Raw genomic sequence first — 23,936 nt, 5'->3', positions numbered from 1 at the left:
GCCAGTTAGTGTTGTTATGATTGTCTAAAAAACATGGAGTGTGTCATGAAAACAAATACTTTCGTAGCAACATTTCTGGCCTTACTGACAGGGAGTTTGTCTGCCAATGCTACCGGCAAGGAGCCGGAATTCCTCAAGTATTACCCGACGTGTGATTACGACGTACTCGATACCACTGTAGTGAGTGTGATGTCTTATGTACGCGGTGACAGAATCAGCGACGCTGCGCACAAAGAAATGATGGCTGAGGCCAGGGACGATCTGTTTTACGAAGCCCTTGATGTCGATGCACAGGGTGTTGCGGTATTACGGACAAAATTTCAGCAAACCAGCAATGACCGTGGCATGTTAAGGGTAACGGCCCAGTTGTTATCTGAATGCAAAGATGGCAGTGAATATGTTGATGGCGATCTGACCCCGTTTACTCCGGACGGATTCAAACAATTCGGCATGAATGTCATCCGCGCCAGACAAACGGTCTCAGTGCCGGCGTTTGACGCTTCCGATGATAAAACCCCGCCACTGCCTCAAAGTACTGAAGTCAGTATCGGGCAGGGCATGTATGGCATCAAACCCGGTGATAAGCAGGAAAAAGTAGAAAAACTTTTCGGAACGCCCTCTTTTACGTTCAGGCAGGATGAGCACTGGACAATGCTTGCCTATGGCCGCTCCCACTGGATTACCCTGAAAGACGGCATCGTGGCAGAGGCCCGGTACGGCTCAGCATTTTTTGGTAATGAACTGACCAACTTTTTCTTTTTTGATGATCGCTTCGACTACCGTAAGTGGTCAATTAATGGCATCGGGAAGGGAGAGAGTTATTCAGGCAAACAGCAAATGTCTTTCAGACAGGGAGATATTACCCTTACGCTCACCGGCGAAACCTATCTGGTGAACGATCAGAAAGACGTAGAGCGGGAAGCTACCGGTTTTGTATTGCGCAATGAAAAAGTGATGGCGTCGTTACCTGAATTTACATGGCAGGAAAACAATGAGGCTGTGGCATTTCTGGATGACTTTACAAATCGGGACGACAACGGGGAAAGTCTGGATATCTCCGCACTGCCCGGTGAAAAGATTGGCTGGACGAACCGGCGATTTGGCAAAGGGTATGTGTTAATAAACCCTTGGACGCTGGTAGAAGTCATCGGCCGGAATGTCAGTAAGGTCAATGTCAGCCCTGACTTTATTCAAAATGAATACACCCAAAATCATCACTGGCGCTTTGCGCAGTTCTTTAAAGGGCAATCTAAAAACGATGCCTTATCTGCGGTGGGCGAGGACAGTTTCGTGATGAATGATGTTATCGAAGTGGAAGCGCCTAATTATCTGTATAAAGTCTATATGTCAGAAATAAACGGCAAAGAGCAGGTGTACAGCATGGAAATGCGTATTTTTTAACGTATGCCCTGCTTGACTGGTGTAGTGGTTTTTGAGTTCTTTTTGCAGATCCATTATCGTGCTCAATCGCAAACGATGAAAAAGGTACGCTGATGACACAGAATGAATTTATAGGTTATTGCCGGGAGCAACTTATTCTGAGTTTCCGCAATACCTTATCAGGCAAGCCGGACGATGTGCAAAAGCACCGGACCGAAGGCCTTATTCAGGCAGCAAAACTGCTTGGTATTGCCAGCCATTCTGATATCTCGCAACTCATCGAAGAAGAGCATCTGGCTGTATTTGGTGAAACAGTCAGCGAGCGGACCGCCCGAAAAAAATCCCTCACTGAGCTGAAAGAGCAGTCTCCGGATATTTACTACGACATCCCTGCTATCGAACGCCTGTAAAGTGCGCTGCGTCCTCTACTCAGGACGCAGTTGAATATACGAGCGTGACATCAGCTGGTTGTATACGCCTTCAATATTCAGTGGCATCCATTCCTCAAACATTTTCAATTCTGACCACGGGCTGAGCGCTTTAGTGGTCTGTATTTCCTCTAACGATTTGCCAGCCAGAATACCTTCCAGCACGGTGTCATGCAGGGTCACCAGATAATTTCTGTAGTTTTCCACATCCCTGTAGCTACCTGTGTCTGCGTGCCCGCCGATAAACAAATTGAAGGGCTGCTTCAGCACCTCTTCTACCGAAACTATCATTCCTTCAATGTCGTATCCCATTAAATCTTTATAGGGTAAACGTCCCAGTGTTATCCAGTCGGTCACCATCAAAATGTTGCCGGGCTGAATCCTGATAGCCACGTTGCCATAACCGTTATTTGGCCCCAGGTAACGCATTTCAATCGAACTTTCGCCGGCGTGCAGGATGAAGGTGTCACTGAAAACCAGCTTCGGGATAGTCGTCTGCGCTTTTGTTCGTACTAAGTTAGCTCTCGCATCTTCGTGACTGATAAAAACTGTATTACCGTCATCGAACACGTTGCCACCGTAACTATGGTCAGGATGGCTGTGACTGTAGATCACGTAACGTACTGGTTTATTAAAGCGCTCTTTTACTTCTTTTTTCAGCCAGTTTGCAGCATCCGTGTTTAGCGGGTCGACGACCACTATACCGTCGCTGGTATTGATCACCACGGAGCGGTAGTTTCCGGCCACATACCGGTAAACATCATTTCCGGTATCTTCGAGGCGATATTCCTGCGCTGATGCCGGAGAGATTATGCAAATGGTTATGAGAATATATCTGGTGAGAAATGACATAAGTGGGTCCGGAGTAACGTGTGATGGCTCTAATTTCAGTTATATAAATGTATAACTATGTATGTTTGTCACTGATTTCACTGATAATTTCAGTATCTTCTTTCATGCGACTCATTCTTATTTCAATGTTAAGCGATTAATTTATAGTCAAAATTTAATGCTTACACTATCTTTGTCGCAAATGTCGTTAAAATTCACTATTGTCGCCAAATAACCAAAAGTATAATTTCGCGAATTTGGATCTTGTTCATACTGTGTACTACGTTTATTGGCATCACCGATCACTTTCTGTCCGGTTTAATGCCAACACCGAATAGTGAGGAGTAATCAGGTGAGTACACGGGTTTTAGTTGTAGATGATTCCGTTTCGATCAGACAAATGGTGGAAATGACATTGCGTGCGGCTAACTTCGAAGTGACATTAGCCGAAGACGGTCAGCATGCACTGGATATGTGTTCCGGTTCCGCATTTGATGTTGTGCTTACAGACCAGAACATGCCACGCATGGACGGACTGACACTGATTAAAGCGCTCAGAGGCAAACCGGCATTCCAACGCGTTCCTATCGTCATGTTAACCACCGAAGCCGGTGATGACATGAAAGCAAAAGGGCGCGCGGCCGGTGCCACCGGCTGGATGGTTAAGCCCTTTGACCCCAATAAACTTGTGACAGTTATCAATAAGTTGGCCAGCTGATTCTATGCTTCACGGGAGCGTAAAATGTCCATTGATGTTGGGCAGTTTCATACTGTCTTTTTCGACGAAAGCGACGAACATTTGCAGGAAATGGAACGCATCTTATTGGAAATTGATGTGTCTGCCCCTGATGATGAGGAACTGAACAGCATATTTCGCGCCGCCCACTCCATTAAAGGCGGCAGCGGTATTTTTGGTTTCGACGCACTTACCCGTCTGACCCATGTCATGGAAAACCTGCTCGACCAGGCCCGCAAACACCTTATGCCACTCACCACGGAATCCGTGGACTTACTGCTTTCCTCCACAGATGTGCTGAAGGAAACCCTCGAAGCTTATAAAGCGGGAACTGATACTCCCGACGACAATATTTCTGCCCGTATTGCTGAACTGGAAACCGTCCTTGGGAGCGGGAGTCAGGGAGAGAATAGCGGTCAGGACAGCCAGCCGGCGGCTTCCTCTGAATCCGGTGATGACGGTGAAGGGTTTGATTTCGGCTTTTTTGATGATGAAGAAGAATTCCCTGTTGTTGCAGAAAGCGCAGGTGAAACCCCTGCCGCGAATACGACAGATGTTACGGCGGATGCCAAAGCGGCCGGGCAATCTGAACCTGCTCCGGCGGCCGTCGCAGTGAAACCGAAAGTACCGGCGAAAGCCTCACCGGCCAAAGAGAACGCCTCTATCCGCGTAGATACTACCAAGATCGACGGGTTGGTGAATCTGGTGGGAGAGCTTGTGATCACCCAGTCAATGCTCTCGATGGTGGGCAGTGAAGTAGACGGACAGGCAAGCGACCGGTTGCAACATGCAATCACCGAGTTGCAACGCAATACACGGGAAATTCAGGAATCGGTGATGTCCATGCGGATGTTGCCTGTAAATATGACCTTCAGCCGTTTCCCCCGGGTTGTCCGTGACTTGTCTAGAAAGTTAGGTAAGCAGGTCAATCTGGTGATGGAAGGTGAGCATACCGAAATTGACAAAAGTTTGATTGAAAAGCTGGTGGATCCGCTCACCCACCTGGTGCGCAATAGTATTGATCACGGTGTGGAATCCCCGGAGGTCCGTAAGGCAGCCGGTAAACCAGAGGCGGGTACGGTGACTCTGAGTGCGGAGCAAAAAGGCGGCAATATCGTCATCGGTATTACAGACGACGGTGCCGGTCTTAACCGTGAGCGCATTCTGGACAAAGCACGTCAAAATGGTCTGCCATTCAGTGACGATATGCCAGACAGTGATGTGTGGAATCTGATTTTCGAACCCGGCTTTTCCACTGCTGCGGAAGTGACTGACGTCAGTGGCCGGGGAGTTGGCATGGACGTGGTCAGACGAAATATTGAGTCGATTGGCGGAAGAATTGAGATAGTTTCAAAAACTGGTGAAGGATCAGGGTTTTACATTCAGTTACCCCTCACTTTAGCCATTCTTGATGGCATGTGTGTGAAAGTTGGAAGTCGCATTTTTGTGATTCCTCTACTAAATATAATTGAGTCATTCCAACCAAAACCTAACGAACTGAAAAATATCCGGAATGAAAAACTGCTGTGGATCAGAGAACAGTACTGGCCAATGGTGGCACTGCACCAAATGATGGATATCGATGATGCCGTCACGTCGGCTACTCAAGGCATTGTTGTACTGGTGGAAAGTAGCAAAAAACGCTACGGCATTCAGGTTGACTCCATTTTAGGTCAGCAGCAGGTGGTGATTAAGAGTCTGGAGCGCCATTACCGGAAAATCCCCGGTCTGGCAGGAGCAACAATTATGGGTGATGGCACCGTGGCCATGATACTGGATGCAGACGCCGTGGCAGAACATTGTCAACTGCCCGCAGAAGAGGAGTTATGTGTATGAGCGAAGCCGCCGTACAACAGTCGGTGATGGCCGGAGATGATCGTGAATTTCTCAGTTTTGTTTTAGGTGAGGAGCACTACGCGCTGGACATCACCACTGTGAAGGAAATCAGAGGTTACGAGCAGGTAACAAAAATCGCCAATGCTCCTGACTTTATAAAAGGGGTCATGAACCTGCGGGGCGATATTGTGCCTGTGGTTGACCTGCGCATTAAGTTCAATGTGGGCGAAGCCACTTATAACGAATTCACCATTGTCATTATGTTGAATGTGGATGAGCGCATTGTGGGTATTGTGGTTGACGGTGTATCCGATGTTATCCGTCTAACTGAAGAAGAAATGTTGCCACCTCCGGAGTTTGGCGTGGCGTTTGATAGTCGGTATTTACATGGCTTGGCGGATGTGGACGAAACCATGGTCATTCTTGTCAATATTGAAAGTTTAATTAACAGCAATGAACTTGGGCTGGTGGAAGTCGGTCAGGCGAGTGTAGGAGAGTAATCGATGGGTGTTTTTAAATGGTTAAGTGGTGAGGACAATGCCGTAGTAGGATCGCTGGAAAGCATCCAGGCCCTTGAATCATCGTCTGCATGTCTGCTGATTCTGGATGGTCAGTGCAACATAGTGGTCGCAAACAAAGCGGCAAAGGCGCTGCTGGGGCAACTGGAAAGTAGTATTAAAGCCCGCAATAGCGGTTTTTCGGTCATGACCCTTATTGGCAGTAACATCAGTGCCCTTGGCTTACAGGCCAGCAGTCTTCAGCAGGCCGCGGCGCACTCGCCGGGCGGTGGCGAGGTGTTACTGGAACTGAAGGACCGGAATATTAAGGTTACGGTGGCCGGGCTGAAAAACGTGCGTAGCGAGACAACCGCCTACAGCGTTGAACTGATTGATAATCAGGACGCCATTTTAACCAATGCTATTACTGACGCACTGAATCGCGTTCAGGCAGTTATTCAGTTCTATCCGGACGGTACTATCATTACGGCTAATGAAAACTTTTGTGGCGCAGTGGGTTATGACCTGGAGGAAATTCAGGGTCAACACCACCGTATGTTCTGCAGAGGTGACTATGCTTCCAGTCAGGAATATAAAGATTTCTGGCGCAACCTGGCCCGTGGTCAGGTGTCCTCGGGCGAGTTCTGCCGGATTCGCAAAGACGGCAGTGAAATTTGGATCAATGCATCTTACAACCCGGTATACGATGAAAACGGTAAAGTGATCCGGGTTGTTAAATTTGCCACAGACATCACTGACGAGAAAATCAAAAATGCTTATTACGGTGGTCAGATTGAAGCATTGAACCGTGCTCAGGCGGTTATCGAATTTAACCTGGACGGTACAATTATCAACGCCAATGAGAATTTCCTTGGCGCTATGGGTTATTCACTGGAAGAAATTCAGGGCAAACATCACAGCATGTTTGTTGATGCGGAATATAAGAAAAGTCCGGAATACCGTTCATTCTGGGAGCAACTGAGCAAAGGTATTTACTTCGCCGATGAATTTAGACGCATCAATAAAGCCGGTGACGATGTGTGGATCCAGGCTTCCTACAACCCGATTTTCGACCAGAATGGTAAACCCTACCGTGTGGTTAAATATGCTGTAGATATTACCGCGCGGGTTAAGGCAGTTCAGGCTATCCGCGCTACCATGCAGCGCCTGGTGGTGGGTGATCTGGATACCGACCCGCTGCGACTGGATGGTGATTTTGCTGAACTGGGTAATTCAATTAACCAGTTTGTTCAGGACAATAAACGTATCATCGGTACTATCAGCGATGTTATGTCTTCAATGTCAGCCGGTGACTTAACACAGCGGGTAGATGATGACTTCCAGGGTGAATTCCAGGTGCTGGCCAACGCCATCAACTCATTTGCCGAAGAAATTTCAGGGACTATCCGTTCGATTAACGAAGCGGTAGACACCATTAATACAGCTTCGTCGGAAATTGCCACAGGTAACGCCGACTTATCCAGCCGTACTGAGCAGCAGGCGTCCAGTCTGGAAGAAACGGCTTCCGCTATGGAAGAACTGACCGGCACCGTGCGTCTGAATGCAGAGAACGCAGAGCAGGCAAACATGCTGGCTTCACAGGCTTCAAAAGTTGCAAATGAAGGCGGGGACCTTATTCGTCAGGTGGTCGATACCATGGGCGATATTAATGCGTCAGCTCAGGAAATCTCAGACATCATCGGCGTCATTGACGGTATTGCCTTCCAGACTAACATCCTTGCACTGAATGCGGCTGTAGAGGCAGCCAGAGCCGGTGAGCAGGGCCGGGGCTTTGCCGTGGTAGCATCGGAAGTGCGTACGCTGGCACAACGTTCAGCGGAAGCCGCGAAGGAAATCAAAGAGTTAATTTCTGACTCTGTGGGCAAAATCAACGGTGGTAACCAGCTGGTTAACAAATCCGGCGATACCATGGCTGAAGTGGTTAATGCGATTCAGCGCGTGAACGACATCATGTCTGAAATCTCTGCAGCGTCTTCTGAGCAGGCTACCAGCATCGAAGAAGTGGGCAAAGCCGTGAACAGCATGGACGAAATGACGCAACAAAACGCGGCACTGGTTGAAGAGGCTGCGGCTGCGGCTGACAGCTTGCAACAACAAGCCATTGGCCTGACAGAACGGGTTGCGATGTTCAAACTGGATGGTGGTAGTCTGCTTGCACCACCGCCAGCTAAGAGATTGAACGGCTCTGCAAAGCCGGCCGCACGTATGACAGCCGTGAGTACGCCTAAAGCTCTGAAGCCAGGCTCGCCAAGCGAAAGTGAGTGGGAGACATTCTAAATGACCGCCGCAACCGCTGAGCAAGTCGACAGAGAATATGCTTATAGTCAGGACGACTTCGAACGGGTGCGCGCCACCGTGTTTAAGATTGCAGGCATTCGTCTGGCAGACTCTAAAGTTACCATGGTGTACAGCCGGTTATCCCGGCGCCTCAGGGCGCTGGGGCTGAAAACCTTTAGTGACTATTTAAAAGTGGTAGAGCGCAGTGACATTGAACAACAGGAATTTGTTAATGCGCTGACTACTAACTTAACGTCATTCTTCCGTGAGCCTCATCACTTTTCCGCGCTGGAAAAATACCTTCGTAATCATTCCAATGTGACCGCGATTTGGTGCGCGGCGAGCAGTACAGGAGAAGAGCCTTACTCTATTGCTATGACAGTAGCTGAAACCTTTGGCTCATTCCGGCCGGGTATCAAAATCTACGCATCGGACATTGACAGCAAGGTGCTGGCAACCGCAAAAAATGGTGTATACAAAGCGTCGTCTATCGAGAAAATGTCGCCGGAAAGACAAAAGCAGTTTTTCTACCGGGGCAAAGGCTCGAAATCCGGCATGGTGCGGGTGGTCGATGAAGTGCGGGAGATGGTGGAATTCAGGCAAATCAATCTGTTACATAAAGATTATAGCTTCAAAGAGAAAATGGATGTCATTTTTTGCCGTAACGTAATGATTTACTTTGATAAACCGACTCAATATCAGATTCTGAACAGGCTGGTCGGTCATCTCAAGCATGACAGCCTGTATATCGCCGGGCACTCTGAGCATTTCGCTGATGCATCGGATATTCTCAGACCGGTTGGTAAAACAATTTATGCGCCAGTCAGGTAGTTACACATAACGTGTCCGCCCATGATTTTAGTCAGCCTCCTTCCTACTACGACAGTCGTTTTGGCCGTGATGCGGTAAAAATTTTACCTGGTCAATACTATGTCACTGCGGCAGACAAACTCATTGTGACGGTACTCGGCTCCTGCGTGGCAGTATGCCTGTATGATCCCATCACTGAAGTTGGCGGCATGAACCATTTCATGCTGCCAAATAATAAGCAAATCGACAAAATGTCTTTTGAAGCAAACCGCTACGGTGTGCATGCCATGGAAGTGCTGTTAAATGATTGCCTTCATCTGGGCGGAGAAAAGAAACGTTTGGTTGCTAAGGTATTCGGCGGTGCCAGAGTGTTGCCCGGATATGTGCAAAATGATATCGGCGCAACCAATTCTGAATTTGCCATCGACTTCTTAAGAACCGAAAATATTCCCATCCTGGCCAGCGATCTGATGGCTAATTACGCCCGCAAGATTTATTTCACCCCATCTACCGGTTCGGTGCTGATGAAGCGCATTTACGACATGAACAACAACACCATTCATGACCGTGAAGCGGAACTCGCCATGCGTGTTAACGAGGAAACGAAAGCGACCGGTTCCATTGATATGTTTGGGAATTAAGTGTTCTGCCAGCGCCCTTATATAGTCCGGGGCCTTTAATCTTCATAAAAGCTTCAACAAAACCGGTTTGCTCACTGAGTTGATATGATATAACATCCTGCGCCATTTGGTTCCCCCCTTACAGAAGATTTTATGAAAAAGCAGTTTTTATATTCATTACTCGCACTATCCACCAGCGCAGCAGCACAAGAGAGTGTTATTGCCGCGCAGGAAAAGAAGGATGACGTGGAACACATTGAAGTGAAGCGACACTTCCAGCCTTACCGTGGCAATGTTCCGTTAATTCAAACGCCTCAGGCAGTCGATCGCATCAGTGCAGATCAGTTAGCCAATGAAGGCATTACCCGTTTCATTGATGCGCTGGATTTTTCTCCTGCTGTCGTCAGACAGAATAACTCCGGAGGCATGTTCGACAGTTTTGCCATTCGTGGTTTCTCAGGCGATGAAAACAACGCCACTGGCTATCTCATTAACGGCTTTAATGTTCGCGGTTACAGCGGGAACCGCGGCACAGTAAATATTCAGTCAGTTGAAGTAATGAAAGGCCCCGGTTCTGCCTTGTACGGACAGGGAGAACCCGGCGGTACCATCAATATCATTACTAAAAAGCCGCAATTTGAAGAACAGGGCTACGTTCAGGGCACACTGGGTAATTACAGTAAGAAACAGGTTGAATTCGATTACACGAATGGTCTGAATGATGACATGGCTTACCGGCTCAATGGTTCATATGAAGACTCTGACACGTACAGAGATACCGTTTTCTTTAAAAACCTCAATATCAATCCTTCGTTCATCTGGAACCTGTCTGATGTCACCAGTGTGAGTTATCAGATGGAAATCCTTGATCAGGAAAAGCCGCTGGACCGTGGTGTTTATGTACTGGACAACGATTTTGATGCGGTGAACCCGGAAGACTTTTACGGTGATATCCGGGACGGTGCACATGAGGTGAAAACCTTCGGTCATCAACTGGTGCTGAACCACGAACTGACTCACAGCTGGCACCTGCTTACAGGCATGGCGTACCGCGATTCGTCCATGAAAGGACAATCTTCAGATACTGAGCTGTCGGCTGGCCGTCAGTTATTACTGACTGATCCGGATATTCTGTCGCGCCAGCGGAGAACCCGTGATTATGAAGCGCAGGATTTATCCTTACGTGCAGAATTGAGTGGCGAAGCAGAGGTTGCCGGTTTAACCAATAACCTGCTGATTGGTCTGGATTACTACAATTATCATATCGATACTGACTATCGTCGCTGGCGAACAGCCTGGGGCGCCGGTGACACCACTTACAGTATTGATCCGGCCAATCCTGCTTACACCATAGCCCGTCCTGATGTATCGCCTGTTACCCTTACTGCAGAAAAGCAACAGGGTCTGGGTTTTTATGCGCAGGATCTCATCGAGTTAAATGAAGCCACTAAACTGCTGCTGGGTTTCCGTGTAGACAAATTTGAGCAGGAAATTTATGACCATCTTGCAGGTGCCGGTCAGAGCCAGGATCAAACAGTGGTCACGCCCCGTCTCGGTCTGACTTACGCTGTAAACGAAAAGGTGAGCCTGTATACCAGCTATGCTGAAGGGTTCAGACCCAACCCTGGGCTTGATTCCGACCGCAATGCGTTTGACCCGGAAGAAACTACCTCGTTTGAGGTGGGTGCTAAGTGGGAAAATCTGGCTGAGCGGTTCTCCGGTAGCATTGCTATCTTTGACGCTGAAAAAACCAACATGCTGACAGCAGAGCCCAACACCGGGTTGTCGGCGACATTAGGTACAGTGGAGAGCCAGGGCGTTGAGTTTCAGCTGACCACAGACTTAACTGCCAATACCCGTCTGGATTTCTCGTATGCTTACACGGATGCGCAAACCGCGAATGAAGTGAATAACCTCGATTGGGGCGTGACCATTCCGAAAGGCTCCCGTCTGATCAATGTGGCGAAACACGCGGGCTTTATCTCGTTGAATCACTATACGCAACTGATGGAAAAAGAAGCCTTCTTCGGCGCCACGGTGCGTTATGTGGGCGACCGCCTGGGGGAAACCACTGACGCCGGATTTATACTGCCTTCCTATACGCTGGTGAACCTGTCGGCTTCGCTGGCATTAAATGAGAAGCTGAGTGTGAAGTTCGACGTCAACAACCTGTTTGATGAAGTCTACTTTGAAAACTCATACCATAAGCTTTGGGTAATGCCGGGCTCGCCGGTGAATTACACTGCCAGTGTGAAATATCAGTTTTAAATAAATATACTCACAAAGCCGGTTCCGCTGCCTTCAGGGGGCGCTGACCGGCTTTTCTATATTTAAGCCGCTACCAGTCCTGATAAATCACAGTGACGCCAGGAAATTACCGATGCGCTTTATACCTTCATCCAATGCAGTTTCTGAAGCCGCGAAGGACAAACGCACATAATCATCACCGGTAGCCTCGCCAAAATCATTGCCCGGTGTCAGGGCAACGTGCTGTTCTTCCAGTAACCGCTCACAGAAAGTCATGGCATTCAGACCGGTAGAGGTGACGTTGATATATACATAAAACGCGCCGTCCGGCTCCACATCCACGGATAATCCAGCCTGCTTTAAGCCATCAAGAACCCGCTGACGCCGGTGCAGCAGAATATCTCTGCGTCCTTCGCAAACGTTCAGGGTTTCCGGGGTGAAACAGGCCAGCGCCGCATATTGCGCGGGGGTCGACGGACAAATGTATAAGTTCTGCGCCAGACGCTCCATCACCGGCACCATGTCATCCGGCACTACACACCAGCCTAAACGCCAGCCGGTCATACCGAAGTACTTTGAAAAGCTGTTGATCACAATGGCGTCGGGGTCAAAAGCCAGTACTGTCTGAGCGTGACCATCATGGCTGAGATTCAGGTAAATTTCGTCAACAATACGCCAGCCACCGCGGGATTTTACAAAATCGCATATTGCCGCCAGATCACTTTCAGGCACCGATGTGCCCGTGGGATTAGACGGTGATGCCAGCATCACACTTTTGGTATCGCTCTGCCAGTTTGCCTGCACGCTTTGTGGTGTCAGCTGAAAGCGCTGTTCAGCGCCGGCGGGAATGCTTTGCAACTGCCCGCCAAAGCTTCGGATAAACTGACGGTTGCACGGGTAGGCCGGGTCGGCCAGCATCACTTTATCGCCGTGGTTAACCAGTGCGGCACTCACCAGAAGCAGCGCGGCTGATGCTCCTGCAGTAACTACAACATTGTCTGGATTGACAGCAACACCATGTCGCTGAAGATAGAAACCGGCAATGGCTTCCCGCAAGGCCGGTAAACCTAAGGCTGAAGTGTAGGGCAGTTCTGCCCTTTCCATGACATCCTGCATGGCCTGCACAACCGGACCAGGAGCACCGAAATCCGGTTCGCCAATATTGAGTCTGACGACATGATGCCCTTTTGCTTCAAGGGCACTGGCTTTCTCTGAAAAAGCCATGGCATAGAAGGGTGTAATGGCGTTGGCACGATCTGAAAACTTCAACAAAACAGGCTCCCCGTAAAAACGAGGAGCCATGATACCGCAAACCGGTCAGCGCCAGCCAGCTTACTTGTAGATCACCTGGTTTACGATGTTTTCCAGGCCTTCCTGTTTGCCGGATACCGGCTTGGGATCCAGTGCGTTATCGCTGGCGAACTTAGCTACGTCTTCCAGCGACATTTTACCGTTTAATACCTGTTGGCCGAAATCTTCTGACCAGCCGGCATAGCGTTTCTCAACGGCGTCACCCAGTGCTTCAGACTCCAGCAGGGCAGCGGCTTTTTTCAGGCCCAGCGCACAGGTATCCATGCCGCCGATGTGGCCCAGGAATAAGTCCTCCGGCTCGATACTTTGACGGCGTAATTTGGTGTCAAAGTTAAAGCCACCTGAGGTGTAGCCACCATTTTTCAGAATTTCGTAACAAATCAGTGTCATTTCTTCTACTGAATTAGGGAACTGGTCAGTATCCCAGCCTAATTGCGGGTCGCCGCGGTTGGCATCAATAGAACCGAAGATCCCCAGCGCAAATGCAGTGGCTATTTCGTGATGGAAAGAGTGGCCGGACAAGGTGGCGTGGTTAGCTTCAATGTTTACGGCAAACTCTTTCTCTAAACCAAATTCAGACAGGAAGCCATGAACGGTTGCTGTGTCGTAGTCGTACTGATGTTTCGTCGGCTCCTGTGGCTTAGGTTCAATCAGCAGCAGGCCGTCAAAGCCGATTTTGTGTTTGTGCTCAACCACCATGTTCATGAAGCGCCCCAGTTGCTGACGTTCACGCTTTAAATCGGTGTTCAGCAGGGTTTCGTAACCTTCACGGCCGCCCCACAACACGTAGTTTTCACCGCCCAGTTGTTTGGTGGCATTCATCGCATGAAATACCTGAGTGGCTGCGCGGGCAAACACGGCCGGATCCGGGTTGGTTGCTGCGCCTGACATGTAACGTGGGTGGCTGAATACATTCGCTGTGCCCCAGAGCAGTTTCATGCCGGTTTCTTCCTGCTTGTGCGCCAGCACTTCAGTCATGGTGGAAAAGTTGTGCACGTATTCCTTCAGAGACTGACCTTCCGGTGCCACATCAACATCGTGAAAGCAGTAATAAGGCGCGCCGAGCTTTTCCAGAAATGAGAAAGCCGCATCCGCCTTCGCTTTGGCTTGCGTCATGGCATCACCCTGAGTCAGCCAGGGACGATTAAATGTGCCGCCACCGAATACATCAGCTCCGTCCCAGCAGAAGTTGTGCCAGTAGCAGGCAGCAAAGCGCAGGTGCGCTTCCATGGTTTTACCCATGATCACTTCTTCCGGGTTGTAGTGTTTAAATGCCAGCGGATTGGTCGAGTCCGCGCCTTCGTATTTGATCTTTGGAATTGCGTCGAAATAGTTGCTCATATTCTTTTTCCTGTTCAGGCAGGGTTATGGTGAAGACAGTGTGAAAGACCCTGCGCAGTTCAACAATTATGTTAATTCGTGAAAGTTTTCTGTTTTTTCGGTGACGACCAGAAAGGTTCTATGGCGTAGTAAAGCTCACGGAACTGCTGACGTTTTGCTAAATAGGCTTCATTAACTTTGGGGTCTGGTTGATATTCCGCTTCTGCTTCGGGCTGGAAACAAATATCAGATAAGGATTTGTCAGGATTCACCGCCAGTTGCGCAAGCCTTGCAGCTCCTAGCGCAGGGCCAACATCGCCGCCTTTGCGGTAAGTTAAGTTCTGACCGCTGATATCGCTGAGCAATTGTCGCCAGAAAGGACTTTTCGCTCCGCCGCCTATCAGACTGATTGACGATACACTGACGCCACTTTGATGCACTGCGTCCATGCCGTCTGCAAGTGCCATGGAAACACCTTCAATGACAGCTCTGGCCATGTGTGCGCGGGTAGTGCTGGCTGTGACCCCCAAAAAGGCTGCTTTCGCATAAGGATTATTATGCGGTGTCCGCTCACCGGTCAGGTAAGGCAAAAACAACGGCGTTGCTTCATCAGAATAAGAGACTGACTGCTCAACATCATCAAGCATCGCCCCTACATCCTCGTAACCACTTTGACCTGCGTACCATTGAAAACAGCTCGCAGCACTCAGCATTACCGACATCATATGCCAGCGGGAAGGCAGGGCATGACAGAAGCTGTGTACAGCCTGCTCTGTGTTAATGCGAAAGGTATCGGTGACGGCAAAGTAAACCCCGGATGTGCCCAGTGACAGCATGGCCTGACCCGGATCAACAATACCGCAGCCAATAGCGCCGGCAGCGTTATCGCCACCGCCGCCGGCAACAGGGACGGATTTCATGGCCCAGCGTGCGGCAAGGCTGGCCGTCAGCTCTCCGGTGACCGCATTCCCTTCGAAAAGTGCCGGCATATGAGATTCATTCAGCCCTGTGGCAGCCAGCAATGTGCTGTCCCATTTACGGGATTCCGTATTCAGCCAGATAGTGCCGGCTGCATCTGACATTTCGCTGGCAAATTCACCGGTCAGTTTGTAACGCAGGTAATCTTTGGGCAACAATACTTTGTGAATGCGTTTGTAGACATCAGGTTCATGGTGCTTAACCCACAGGATTTTAGGCGCGGTGAAGCCTGCCATCACGATATTACCGCTGCGCTGACGTGCGTCGCTCACGGCCGCTTCTATTTCATGACATTCATCATCGCAGCGGCCGTCGTTCCACAGGATGGCAGGGCGCAACACGTCACCGTTTTCATCCAGCAAGGTTGCCCCGTGCATTTGTCCGCTCAGTCCGATAGCCTTCACGGTACTTAAGTCCTGCGATGCTTTCAGCGCATCCAGACACTGACAGGTCGCTTCCCACCAGTCTGCCGGATCCTGCTCTGACCATAAGGCCTTTGGCATCGACACATCCAGAGACGCATGGGTGGTTCTTAACACCGCGCCCTGTTCGTCTGTTAACACCACTTTTACCCCTGAGGTGCCTAAATCAATGCCTATGTACATGTTGTTTCCACTTCTGGTAATCCGCTATTCCTCTATGTTGATTATCAAAAGCGATCAGAGCAATTATGAAATTTTGTAATCTTTTTGTTAATTGCTTTGCGGTGGTTTAGGATGCGTAAAAACAATATTCATAAATTGCTTTACGGAATCTTATTAGTCGGGGCCAGCTATGTTCGAAAAGTCACACAGTATCACGTTGCTGTTTAATGCCAGTAAGGTTTATGACCGTCAGATTATCGAAGGTATAGGCCGATATTTGCAAACGTCGAAAGCCGATTGGGACTTGTATCTTGAAGAGGACTTTATGACCCGGCTGGAGCATCTGGACGAGTGGAGCGGAAACGGGATTATTGCAGATTTTGACAATCCTGCTATTGAAAAAGCGCTGACTAAAGCCAGAGTGCCGGTCGTGGCAGTGGGCGGTTCTTATCAAAATCAGGCTGATTATCCCCAAGTGCCCTACGTCGCTACCGATAACTTTGCATTGGTTGAAGCTGCATTTGAACATTTAAAACAAAAAGGCATAGAACAATTCGCCTTTTACGGTGCGCCTCTTGACTCTCAGAACCGGTGGGCACATGAGCGTGAGCGAGCCATGCTGGAATTGACTCGGCGGGAAGGCTATGAGTGTTTCGTTTATCGTGGTCATGCCGTACGTCCTGAAACCTGGCAGTATTCTTTAAAACGACTCACCGACTGGCTGAATAGTTTACCGGAACCGACCGGAATCGTGGCAGTTACCGATGCAAGGGCCCGTCACCTGCTGCAAGCCTGTGATCATCTTGGCTTACTCATTCCTGAAAGGTATTCAGTGATAGGTATAGATGATGACGAGCTGGCCCGGTACCTGAGTCGTGTCAGTCTGACATCAGTGAAGCAGGGCTGTTTTGACATGGGGTTTCAGGCTGCAAGAATGCTGCACCGGCAATTGCAGGGTTTACCAGTCAGCAAAGCGCCGGTACTCGTACCACCCGAGCGTGTAGCTGAACGGCAGTCTACCGATTACAAAGCGATTAAAGACCCGCTGGTAATGCAGGCTATGCATTTCATACGGCATAACGCATGTCGCGGCATTAAAGTTGATCAGGTGCTGGACTACGTAGGTATATCCCGCTCAAACCTGGAGGGCCGTTTCAAAGAGGAGCGGGGACACAGTATTCACACCGAAATTCATAACGAAAAACTCAGCCGTGCCTGCAAAATGCTGAAGGAAACTGATGAAGCCGCAGTTGAAATCGCAGAAATTTGTGGCTACCCGTCGATTCAATACATGTATGCCATATTCCGCAAGCATTTTAACCAGACTCCGGTGGAGTACCGTCAGGCACACCGGCCCCAAAGTCTGGATGACTTGCCCGTGGAAGGTTTATCAAAGTTTGCCGCTATCTAGAGAGCAATGAAACTTAAATGACGCAGAATTATTAATAACGGAGAATCAGTACCCTATGGACACCGTGTTATCAGCAAGTGCAGACAAGCCCTCTGAAAACAGGAGTTTTATACTCTTCATCAGTGTTGTTGCCACTATAGGTGGTTTCTTATTCGGGTTCGACAGTGGCGTTATTAACGGCACTATTGACGGTTTGCAGGCCGCCTTTCAGTCAGAAAGTGTGGGTACGGGATTTAATGTTTCCAGTATGCTTTTAGGTTGTGCTGTCGGTGCTTTTTTTGCCGGGCGGCTGGCAGATAAGTACGGCAGAAGAGCATTGCTGCTGGTGGCGGCAGTATTTTTTATTATCAGTGCCTGGGGCTCCGGCGTTTCAACCAGTGGTGGTGAGTTTGTTTTTTATCGTATCCTGGGTGGACTTGCGGTAGGCGCTGCCTCTGTCATGGCGCCGGCTTATATTGCCGAAGTCTCGCCTGCCAGATACCGCGGCATGCTCACGTCGATCCAGCAAATCGCTATTATCAGCGGGTTATTTGCCGCTTTTCTCAGTAACTATATTCTTGCCGATTTCGCCTCGGGTTCTACGCAGGCTCTGTGGATGGATTATGCAGCCTGGCGCTGGATGTTCTGGATGGAGCTGATCCCGGCGTCGTTGTTTTTACTGATGCTGTTATTTATACCTGAAAGTCCCCGTTTCCTTGTAGTAAAAGGAGATAAAGTCAAAGCGCAGCAGGTTCTGGGTAAGCTTTACGGTGATGCAGGAGCGGGAAAGCTGACTGAAATTGAATCCACACTGGCAAATGATCATCAGCCGCGCCTGAGCGACCTGAAACAACCGGATACCGGAAAGGTCAGACCCATCGTGTGGATTGGTCTGGGACTTGCCACCTTGCAGCAACTGGTGGGTATTAACGTGGTATTCTATTACGGCGCGGTGTTATGGCAGGCCGTCGGCTTCTCAGAAAGTGACGCTCTTCTGATCAACGTGATAAGCGGAGCCATCAGTATTGCTGCCTGTCTGGTTACCCTGGCAATCATCGATAAAGTGGGCCGTAAACCACTGTTGAAGTGGGGTTCTGCCGGTATGTCTGTAACGCTTATCGCGCTGGTTGTCGCGTTTGGTAACGCAGAGCAGGGGATGGACGGAAAACTGATAATGGGTGCCTGGGGACCTGTTGCACTGATTGCTGCCAATCTGTATGTGTTCTGCTTCAACTTCTCATGGGGACCGGTCATGTGGGTGATGCTGGGAGAAATGTTCCCCAATCAAATCCGTGGCTCCGGTCTGGCGGTGAGCGGATTGATTCAGTGGCTGACAAACTTCGCCATCACATGGACTTTCCCGATGATGCTGGCCGGTATTGGTCTGGCAGGTGCATACGGCTTCTATGCATTGTGCGCGGTGTTGTCAGTGATTTTTGTCAGCAAGTACGTGTATGAAACCCGCGGTCGTGAACTGGAAGATATGCAAGGCTGAGCCGGCGGAAAAAAAGCCTTACATCCACTGAGTATTAAAGGCATACGAAAAGCGGTAATATGCCTTTTTACGTTTCAGCCTTTTACCGCAAGCAGATACCGGAGTGTAAAGGGCTGCATCACAAGGATGCCTCATGTCACAGCCGGTCAGACTCCTCAGTTTCTCCATCGCATTTGCCTGCATATTGTTATCGCTCAACTTTGGATTGCGCTCTTCCATGGGCTTCTTCATGGAGCCTGTTTCCTCAGAGTTTGGCTACGGCCGTGAGGTGTTTGCTTTTGCGCTGGCGATGCAAAACTTATGGTGGGGACTCTTTCAGCCTGTTGCCGGGGCAATGGCAGACCGTTTCGGTACCGTAAAAACCGTTATTCTTGGCGCCTTCCTGTATGCCGGTGGTTTAGCGGTTACTGCCTTCAGTGACAGCGCCGGCAGCCTGAACGCGGGAGCCGGCTTGCTGATGGGGATGGGCATCGCCGCCTCCGGCCTGGGTGTGGTATTGCCTGCGATGGCAAGAATGGTGTCTCCGGAAAAACGCTCATTTGCCTTAGGTCTTGGCAGTGCAGCCGGCTCCGCCGGACAGTTGCTGGTAGTACCCGTTGCACAGCATTTTATTGCCGCTTATGGCTGGAGCAATGCGTTGTTACTGATGGCGGGAAGTGCGCTGATGATGAGCCTGATGGCCGGTTCATTAACCGGCAGCGGCGGGCAACAGGCGGCGCAGGGCAACACACAGGTGCGTCAGACTGTGAAAGAAGCGCTGAAAGAGGCTTGTACTTACCCCCATTACTGGCTGATTGTGGTGGGGTTTTATGTGTGCGGTTTCCAGCTGGCATTCATTACCGTGCATATGCCTGCATTTCTTGCTGACAGGGGCTTTACCGCTGACATCGCGGTCATGAGCCTGGCGCTCATTGGATTGTTTAACATCATTGGCTGCCTGTTGTCCGGCTCATGGGCGGGTAAATATTCCAAGAAAAATCTGCTCACCCTCATTTACGCATTGCGGGCTGTTGCCATTGCCGGCTTCATGTATTTTCCCATGTCATCAACATCGGTCTACATATTCTCTATTGTGACTGGTTTGTTGTGGCTGGCCACGGTGCCGCCTACATCCGGGCTGGTGGCGCAGTTATTCGGTCTGCCGCACATGGGGCTGCTGTACGGCATTGTGTTTTTAAGCCATCAGCTGGGTTCATTCAGCGGAGTCTGGCTGGGTGGTTATCTGTACGATACTACCGGTTCTTATGATGTAGTCTGGTGGAGTGCCTGCGTGATTGCCGGTATCACTGCGCTGATCCACATTTTCATTGATGAGCGCCCGGTGTTAAGATTGCGAACGGCACAGGCATAGTGAAGACGGGCGTGATGTCACGCCTGTCTGTTGATTCAGATAAAACGTGACATATCCGGATGGGCGATCTCAATCCATTGTTTCAGTGACGGTTCCTCAATGAAACTGAAGTCGGCGAAGTCAAAGCCCGGCGCTACGCTGCAGCCCACGAGAGTGTATTCTCCGGTGGTTTCAGCGGCCTGAAAGTTGCCGGCCGGAATGACAGCTGCATAGCCATGTTCCCTGCCACCAATCCGCTGTTCTCTCAGCTGTTGCTGATGAATGTGGTACAGACGCAATGGCGCTCCCTCGTAATGGTTCCAGACTTCATCGTGTAAAACGCGGTGGAAGCGGCTTACCTGACCTTCAAGCAACAGAAAGTAGATATGCGTCATGGCGGGGCGGCCCAGACCGTGTGCAGGTGAATTAACCTGTTTATCAGACTTGAATATCTGCCTGTAAAATCCGCCTTCCGGGTGGGGTTCCAGTTGCAGTTGATCGATTAATTCGTGATGTCGCGTTTTGCCCATGTTTTTATAATTCTTCTTTTGTGTGTTTACCCTGTACAAATAGCATACCGTGCCCGTTAATCGAAAACATCATCTTTATTAACCAATTCTAAACAAATCCGATGTGGTGAATGGGTGAACTTTTTTTCACAACATCACCGTATGAATGAGAAATTCTCCGGCGCTTTTTTGTCTTTTCAGGCCATACAGAACCGCGCACTCATTCAATTTGAAAGGTGAAAACGTGAAATATCAGAAGTTTACGACCGTTAATGTTGGCGATAATGCATTCAAAGCAATCAGTTTCGATTCCATTGGGCAGCAATTCGACCTCGACCGTCTGCCTTTCTGCATAAAGATCCTGCTGGAAAACTTAATCCGCCACGAAGACAAGGAATTCGTAAGCAGCGAAGATATTGAGAAAGTGGCGAAGTGGGATATCAAAGATGACAGTCAGCATGAAATTTCCTTTGTGCCGGCCAGGGTAATTCTGCAGGATTTTACCGGCGTCCCGGCCATTGTTGACCTCGCCGCCATGCGTGATGCGGTTAATAATTTAGGAGGGGATGCACAAACCATTAACCCTCTGAACCCTGTAGAGCTGGTTATCGACCACTCTGTTATGGTGGATTATTTTGCCTCAGAGGATGCTTTCGAGAAAAACACTGGTGTTGAAGTTCAGCGAAACCGTGAGCGCTATCAGTTTCTGAAATGGGGACAGTCTTCTTTCGACAACTTCAAAGTGGTACCGCCGGGCCGGGGTATCGTGCACCAGGTGAACCTGGAATATCTCGCACGTTGTGCGTTTACCAAGCAGGAAGGAGACGACACACTGGTGTATCCGGACACGCTGGTAGGCACAGACTCTCATACCACAATGATTAACGGTCTTGGCGTACTTGGCTGGGGCGTGGGTGGTATTGAAGCCGAAGCGGCCATGCTTGGACAACCCGTTACCATGCTGCGCCCGGACGTTGTAGGCTTCCGTTTAACCGGTAAGTTAAATCCCGGCGTAACTGCTACTGACATGGTTCTGACGATCACTGAACAACTGCGAGAGCATGGTGTGGTGGGTAAGTTCGTTGAATTCTACGGCCCGGGCATTAAATACCTTACCACTGCAGACCGCGCGACTATTGCGAACATGGCGCCTGAATACGGTGCCACCTGCGGTATCTTCCCGGTAGACAGTGTGGCACTGGATTACCTGAAACTGACCGGTCGTCCTGACGAACAGATTGAACTGGTAGAAGCCTACGCAAAATCAGCCGGTCTGTGGCACGACGATCACACGAAAGATGCCATTTATCATGAAACGCTGGAATTGGACCTTGCTGATGTGGTGCCTTCCATTGCAGGACCCAAACGTCCGCAGGACCGTATTGCTCTTGATACTGCCGCCAGTGCCTTCACTGACTGGTATCAGTCTCAGATTGATATAAAAGTCGAAGGTGAAGAAGCTAAATTTGTTGCTGAAGGCGGCGACATGGCAGAGGTGGATGAAGAGCAGGATTCTTTCGTCGACTTCAATGGTGAGAAATTTAATCTGGAAGACGGTGCAATCGTTATTGCCGCCATTACCAGCTGTACGAATACGTCTAATCCGTCAGTGCTTATCGGTGCCGGTTTGCTGGCGAAGAAAGCGGTGGAACTGGGTCTGACCCGTAAGCCGTGGGTGAAAACTTCACTGGCGCCGGGTTCACAAGTGGTCACACAGTATCTGGAAGATGCAGGACTGATGGAGCCCCTTGAGCAACTTGGCTTTAACCTGGTGGGATACGGCTGTACGACTTGTATCGGAAACTCCGGTCCGCTGCCTGAAGAAATTTCCCGTGCAATTAACGATGCGAAACTCACCGTTACCTCGGTATTGTCCGGTAACCGTAACTTTGAAGGTCGTATCCATCCAGATGTAGCGGCTAACTACCTGGCTTCACCACCGCTGGTGGTGGCGTACGCGCTGGCTGGCAACATGAAAGTGGATATTACCCGTGAGCCAATCGGTACAGATAAGAACGGAAAACCGGTTTATCTGAAAGATCTGTGGCCATCGGAACAGGAAATTCAGTCGAAAATTAACGACTATGTGTCGGGCGATCTGTTTAAACAGAAATACGCGGATGTATTTAAAGGCAATGACATCTGGAACGAACTGAATGTGTCTTCAAGCTCTGTGTATGACTGGCCGGACTCCTCTTACATCAAACATCCGCCTTTCTTTGCTGACATGGGCAGTAAACCTGCGGCACTGAGTGCCATTGAAGGCGCACGCTGTCTGGTGAAGGTGGGTGATTCCATTACCACCGACCATATTTCTCCTGCCGGCGCCATTGCCCCGGACAGCCCTGCAGGACAATATCTGCAGGAGCAGGGTATTGAACCGGAAGACTTTAACTCTCTGGGATCACGCCGTGGTAACCATGAGGTGATGATGCGGGGTACGTTTGCCAATGTGAGACTGAAAAATCAGTTAGCACCCGGCACCACCGGCAGCGCAACCACCCATTATCCCAGCGGTGATGCCATGTCTATCTTCCATGCGGCCATGCGCTACCGTGAAGACGGTGTGCCGGCTGTGGTTATCGGAGGCAAAGAGTATGGTACAGGCTCAAGCAGGGACTGGGCAGCCAAAGGGCCGTCATTATTAGGTGTCAAAGCCGTTATGGTAGAGAGTTATGAGCGTATTCACCGTTCTAACCTCATCGGTATGGGGATTCTGCCGTTGCAGTTTAAAGAAGGCGACAGCGCGTCATCGCTGTCATTGCGTGGTGACGAAACCTACAGCATTGCACCGGTTGAACGTGGGCAGAAAGAAGTGCAGGTAACTGTCACGCCTGACGATGGTGAGGCCCGTCAATTTATGATGGACGTACGGATTGATACCGCCAATGAGTTTACCTACTTCGAGAACGGCGGCATCCTGCACTATGTTATCCGCGAGTATCTGAAGAAAGGCGCTTAAATATAGCGCCGTCTTTCGGCAAGTACGCCCAGAATGATGAATGCACTGATAAAGCCCGCGCCCTGTAAATACCAGGGCAGGTATTTTATCAGGTAGAGCAGGAACGGCGCACCGTGAATAGTGAGCAGCCCGTATCCGAAAGCACACAGCAACACGAACAGTGTGGTGCGGATAAGAAAATGATACGGCGCCAGCATGCGTTTGATATGTTTATTGATGATGTCGCCGTACACCACCAGAATGGTGGCCATCAGCATGATACTCAATTGGGTGTAATAGGGAGATAGCCACTGGCTTAACTGGCCAAATAGTTCTGTCATAAATTCACTGCAAAAATGCCCGCTTTGATAGCGGGCATTTTACGTTTTGCGGCA

The 23,936-nt window shown here is 49.7% G+C and carries 19 protein-coding genes; 13 read left to right on the top strand and 6 right to left on the bottom strand.

Annotation, left to right across the window (positions count from 1 at the left end; genetic code table 11):
* Nucleotides 1-45 precede the first annotated feature (45 nt).
* Nucleotides 46-1,401, top strand: a complete 1,356-nt coding sequence (locus tag ACXAGR_RS04215) for a hypothetical protein (RefSeq protein ID WP_474841627.1) — start codon at nucleotides 46-48, stop codon at nucleotides 1,399-1,401.
* A 92-nt stretch (nucleotides 1,402-1,493) separates the two neighbouring features.
* On the top strand, nucleotides 1,494-1,790 hold the full coding sequence (locus tag ACXAGR_RS04210) for a hypothetical protein (protein ID WP_474841625.1): 297 nt from the start codon (nucleotides 1,494-1,496) through the stop codon (nucleotides 1,788-1,790).
* 15 nt (nucleotides 1,791-1,805) lie between these two features.
* On the opposite strand, the gene ACXAGR_RS04205 is transcribed toward ACXAGR_RS04210, so the two are convergent.
* Entirely contained in the window at nucleotides 1,806-2,660 is an 855-nt protein-coding gene (locus ACXAGR_RS04205; RefSeq protein WP_474841623.1) for an MBL fold metallo-hydrolase, read from the bottom strand.
* 331 nt (nucleotides 2,661-2,991) lie between these two features.
* Between ACXAGR_RS04205 and ACXAGR_RS04200 the strand changes: the two genes are divergently transcribed.
* From ACXAGR_RS04200 to ACXAGR_RS04170, 7 genes are all read left to right on the top strand, one after another.
* Nucleotides 2,992-3,357, top strand: coding sequence for a response regulator (locus tag ACXAGR_RS04200; protein WP_119502839.1), 366 nt, complete (start codon nucleotides 2,992-2,994; stop codon nucleotides 3,355-3,357).
* Nucleotides 3,358-3,381: 24 nt separating this feature from the next.
* Nucleotides 3,382-5,211, top strand: a complete 1,830-nt coding sequence (locus tag ACXAGR_RS04195) for a chemotaxis protein CheA (protein ID WP_474841620.1) — start codon at nucleotides 3,382-3,384, stop codon at nucleotides 5,209-5,211.
* On the top strand, nucleotides 5,208-5,711 hold the full coding sequence (locus tag ACXAGR_RS04190) for a chemotaxis protein CheW (RefSeq protein ID WP_119502837.1): 504 nt from the start codon (nucleotides 5,208-5,210) through the stop codon (nucleotides 5,709-5,711). Before ACXAGR_RS04195 ends, ACXAGR_RS04190 begins: the two co-directional genes overlap by 4 nt.
* Before the next feature lie 3 nt (nucleotides 5,712-5,714).
* Entirely contained in the window at nucleotides 5,715-8,006 is a 2,292-nt protein-coding gene (locus ACXAGR_RS04185) for a methyl-accepting chemotaxis protein (RefSeq protein ID WP_474848300.1), read from the top strand.
* Nucleotides 8,007-8,837, top strand: a complete 831-nt coding sequence (locus ACXAGR_RS04180; protein WP_474841615.1) for a CheR family methyltransferase — start codon at nucleotides 8,007-8,009, stop codon at nucleotides 8,835-8,837.
* Between the two features lie 11 nt (nucleotides 8,838-8,848).
* Entirely contained in the window at nucleotides 8,849-9,457 is a 609-nt protein-coding gene (gene cheD / locus ACXAGR_RS04175; RefSeq protein WP_474841613.1) for a chemoreceptor glutamine deamidase CheD, read from the top strand.
* A 132-nt stretch (nucleotides 9,458-9,589) separates the two neighbouring features.
* Nucleotides 9,590-11,704 carry a TonB-dependent siderophore receptor gene (locus tag ACXAGR_RS04170; RefSeq protein WP_474848298.1) on the top strand — a complete coding sequence of 705 codons (2,115 nt, stop codon included), beginning with the start codon at nucleotides 9,590-9,592 and terminating at the stop codon, nucleotides 11,702-11,704.
* Between the two features lie 87 nt (nucleotides 11,705-11,791).
* Here ACXAGR_RS04170 and ACXAGR_RS04165 read toward each other — a convergent pair whose 3' ends face one another.
* The 3 genes from ACXAGR_RS04165 to xylB all read right to left on the bottom strand — a co-directional run bounded on the left by ACXAGR_RS04165 (nucleotide 11,792) and on the right by xylB (nucleotide 15,897).
* The gene (locus tag ACXAGR_RS04165) at nucleotides 11,792-12,952 is read right to left on the bottom strand and encodes a pyridoxal phosphate-dependent aminotransferase (protein WP_474848809.1); all 1,161 of its coding nucleotides are present in this window, start codon (nucleotides 12,950-12,952) and stop codon (nucleotides 11,792-11,794) included.
* Nucleotides 12,953-13,015: 63 nt separating this feature from the next.
* Nucleotides 13,016-14,335 (bottom strand): xylose isomerase, encoded by a 1,320-nt coding sequence (gene xylA, locus ACXAGR_RS04160; RefSeq protein WP_474841609.1) that lies wholly within the window; start codon nucleotides 14,333-14,335, stop codon nucleotides 13,016-13,018.
* 71 nt (nucleotides 14,336-14,406) lie between these two features.
* A complete protein-coding gene (gene xylB, locus ACXAGR_RS04155; protein ID WP_474848296.1) occupies nucleotides 14,407-15,897 on the bottom strand; it encodes a xylulokinase in 1,491 nt (496 codons plus the stop codon).
* A 169-nt stretch (nucleotides 15,898-16,066) separates the two neighbouring features.
* Between xylB and ACXAGR_RS04150 the strand changes: the two genes are divergently transcribed.
* The 3 genes from ACXAGR_RS04150 (at nucleotide 16,067) to ACXAGR_RS04140 (ending at nucleotide 20,112) form a co-directional block, all read left to right on the top strand.
* Nucleotides 16,067-17,287, top strand: coding sequence for a XylR family transcriptional regulator (locus ACXAGR_RS04150; protein ID WP_474841605.1), 1,221 nt, complete (start codon nucleotides 16,067-16,069; stop codon nucleotides 17,285-17,287).
* Nucleotides 17,288-17,342: 55 nt separating this feature from the next.
* Nucleotides 17,343-18,761 (top strand): sugar porter family MFS transporter, encoded by a 1,419-nt coding sequence (locus ACXAGR_RS04145; protein ID WP_474848294.1) that lies wholly within the window; start codon nucleotides 17,343-17,345, stop codon nucleotides 18,759-18,761.
* 133 nt (nucleotides 18,762-18,894) lie between these two features.
* Nucleotides 18,895-20,112, top strand: coding sequence for an MFS transporter (locus tag ACXAGR_RS04140; RefSeq protein WP_474848291.1), 1,218 nt, complete (start codon nucleotides 18,895-18,897; stop codon nucleotides 20,110-20,112).
* Nucleotides 20,113-20,147: 35 nt separating this feature from the next.
* Here the strand turns inward: ACXAGR_RS04140 and ACXAGR_RS04135 are convergent, their stop codons facing one another.
* Nucleotides 20,148-20,621 (bottom strand): cupin domain-containing protein, encoded by a 474-nt coding sequence (locus ACXAGR_RS04135; RefSeq protein ID WP_119502826.1) that lies wholly within the window; start codon nucleotides 20,619-20,621, stop codon nucleotides 20,148-20,150.
* A gap of 145 nt (nucleotides 20,622-20,766) precedes the next feature.
* On the opposite strand from ACXAGR_RS04135, the gene acnA reads away from it, so the two are divergent.
* Complete coding sequence (acnA, locus tag ACXAGR_RS04130; protein WP_474848289.1) at nucleotides 20,767-23,562, top strand: aconitate hydratase AcnA; 2,796 nt, start codon at nucleotides 20,767-20,769, stop codon at nucleotides 23,560-23,562.
* On the opposite strand, the gene ACXAGR_RS04125 is transcribed toward acnA, so the two are convergent.
* Entirely contained in the window at nucleotides 23,559-23,882 is a 324-nt protein-coding gene (locus tag ACXAGR_RS04125) for a DUF3392 family protein (protein ID WP_119502824.1), read from the bottom strand. The two genes, acnA and ACXAGR_RS04125, sit on opposite strands and share 4 nt — an antisense overlap.
* Nucleotides 23,883-23,936 lie beyond the last annotated feature (54 nt).

The organism is Alteromonas sp. ABH4_457 (assembly GCF_056160625.1).
Note: the sequence above shows the minus strand (reverse complement) of the source record. Positions and strands in the feature narration are given on the sequence as shown.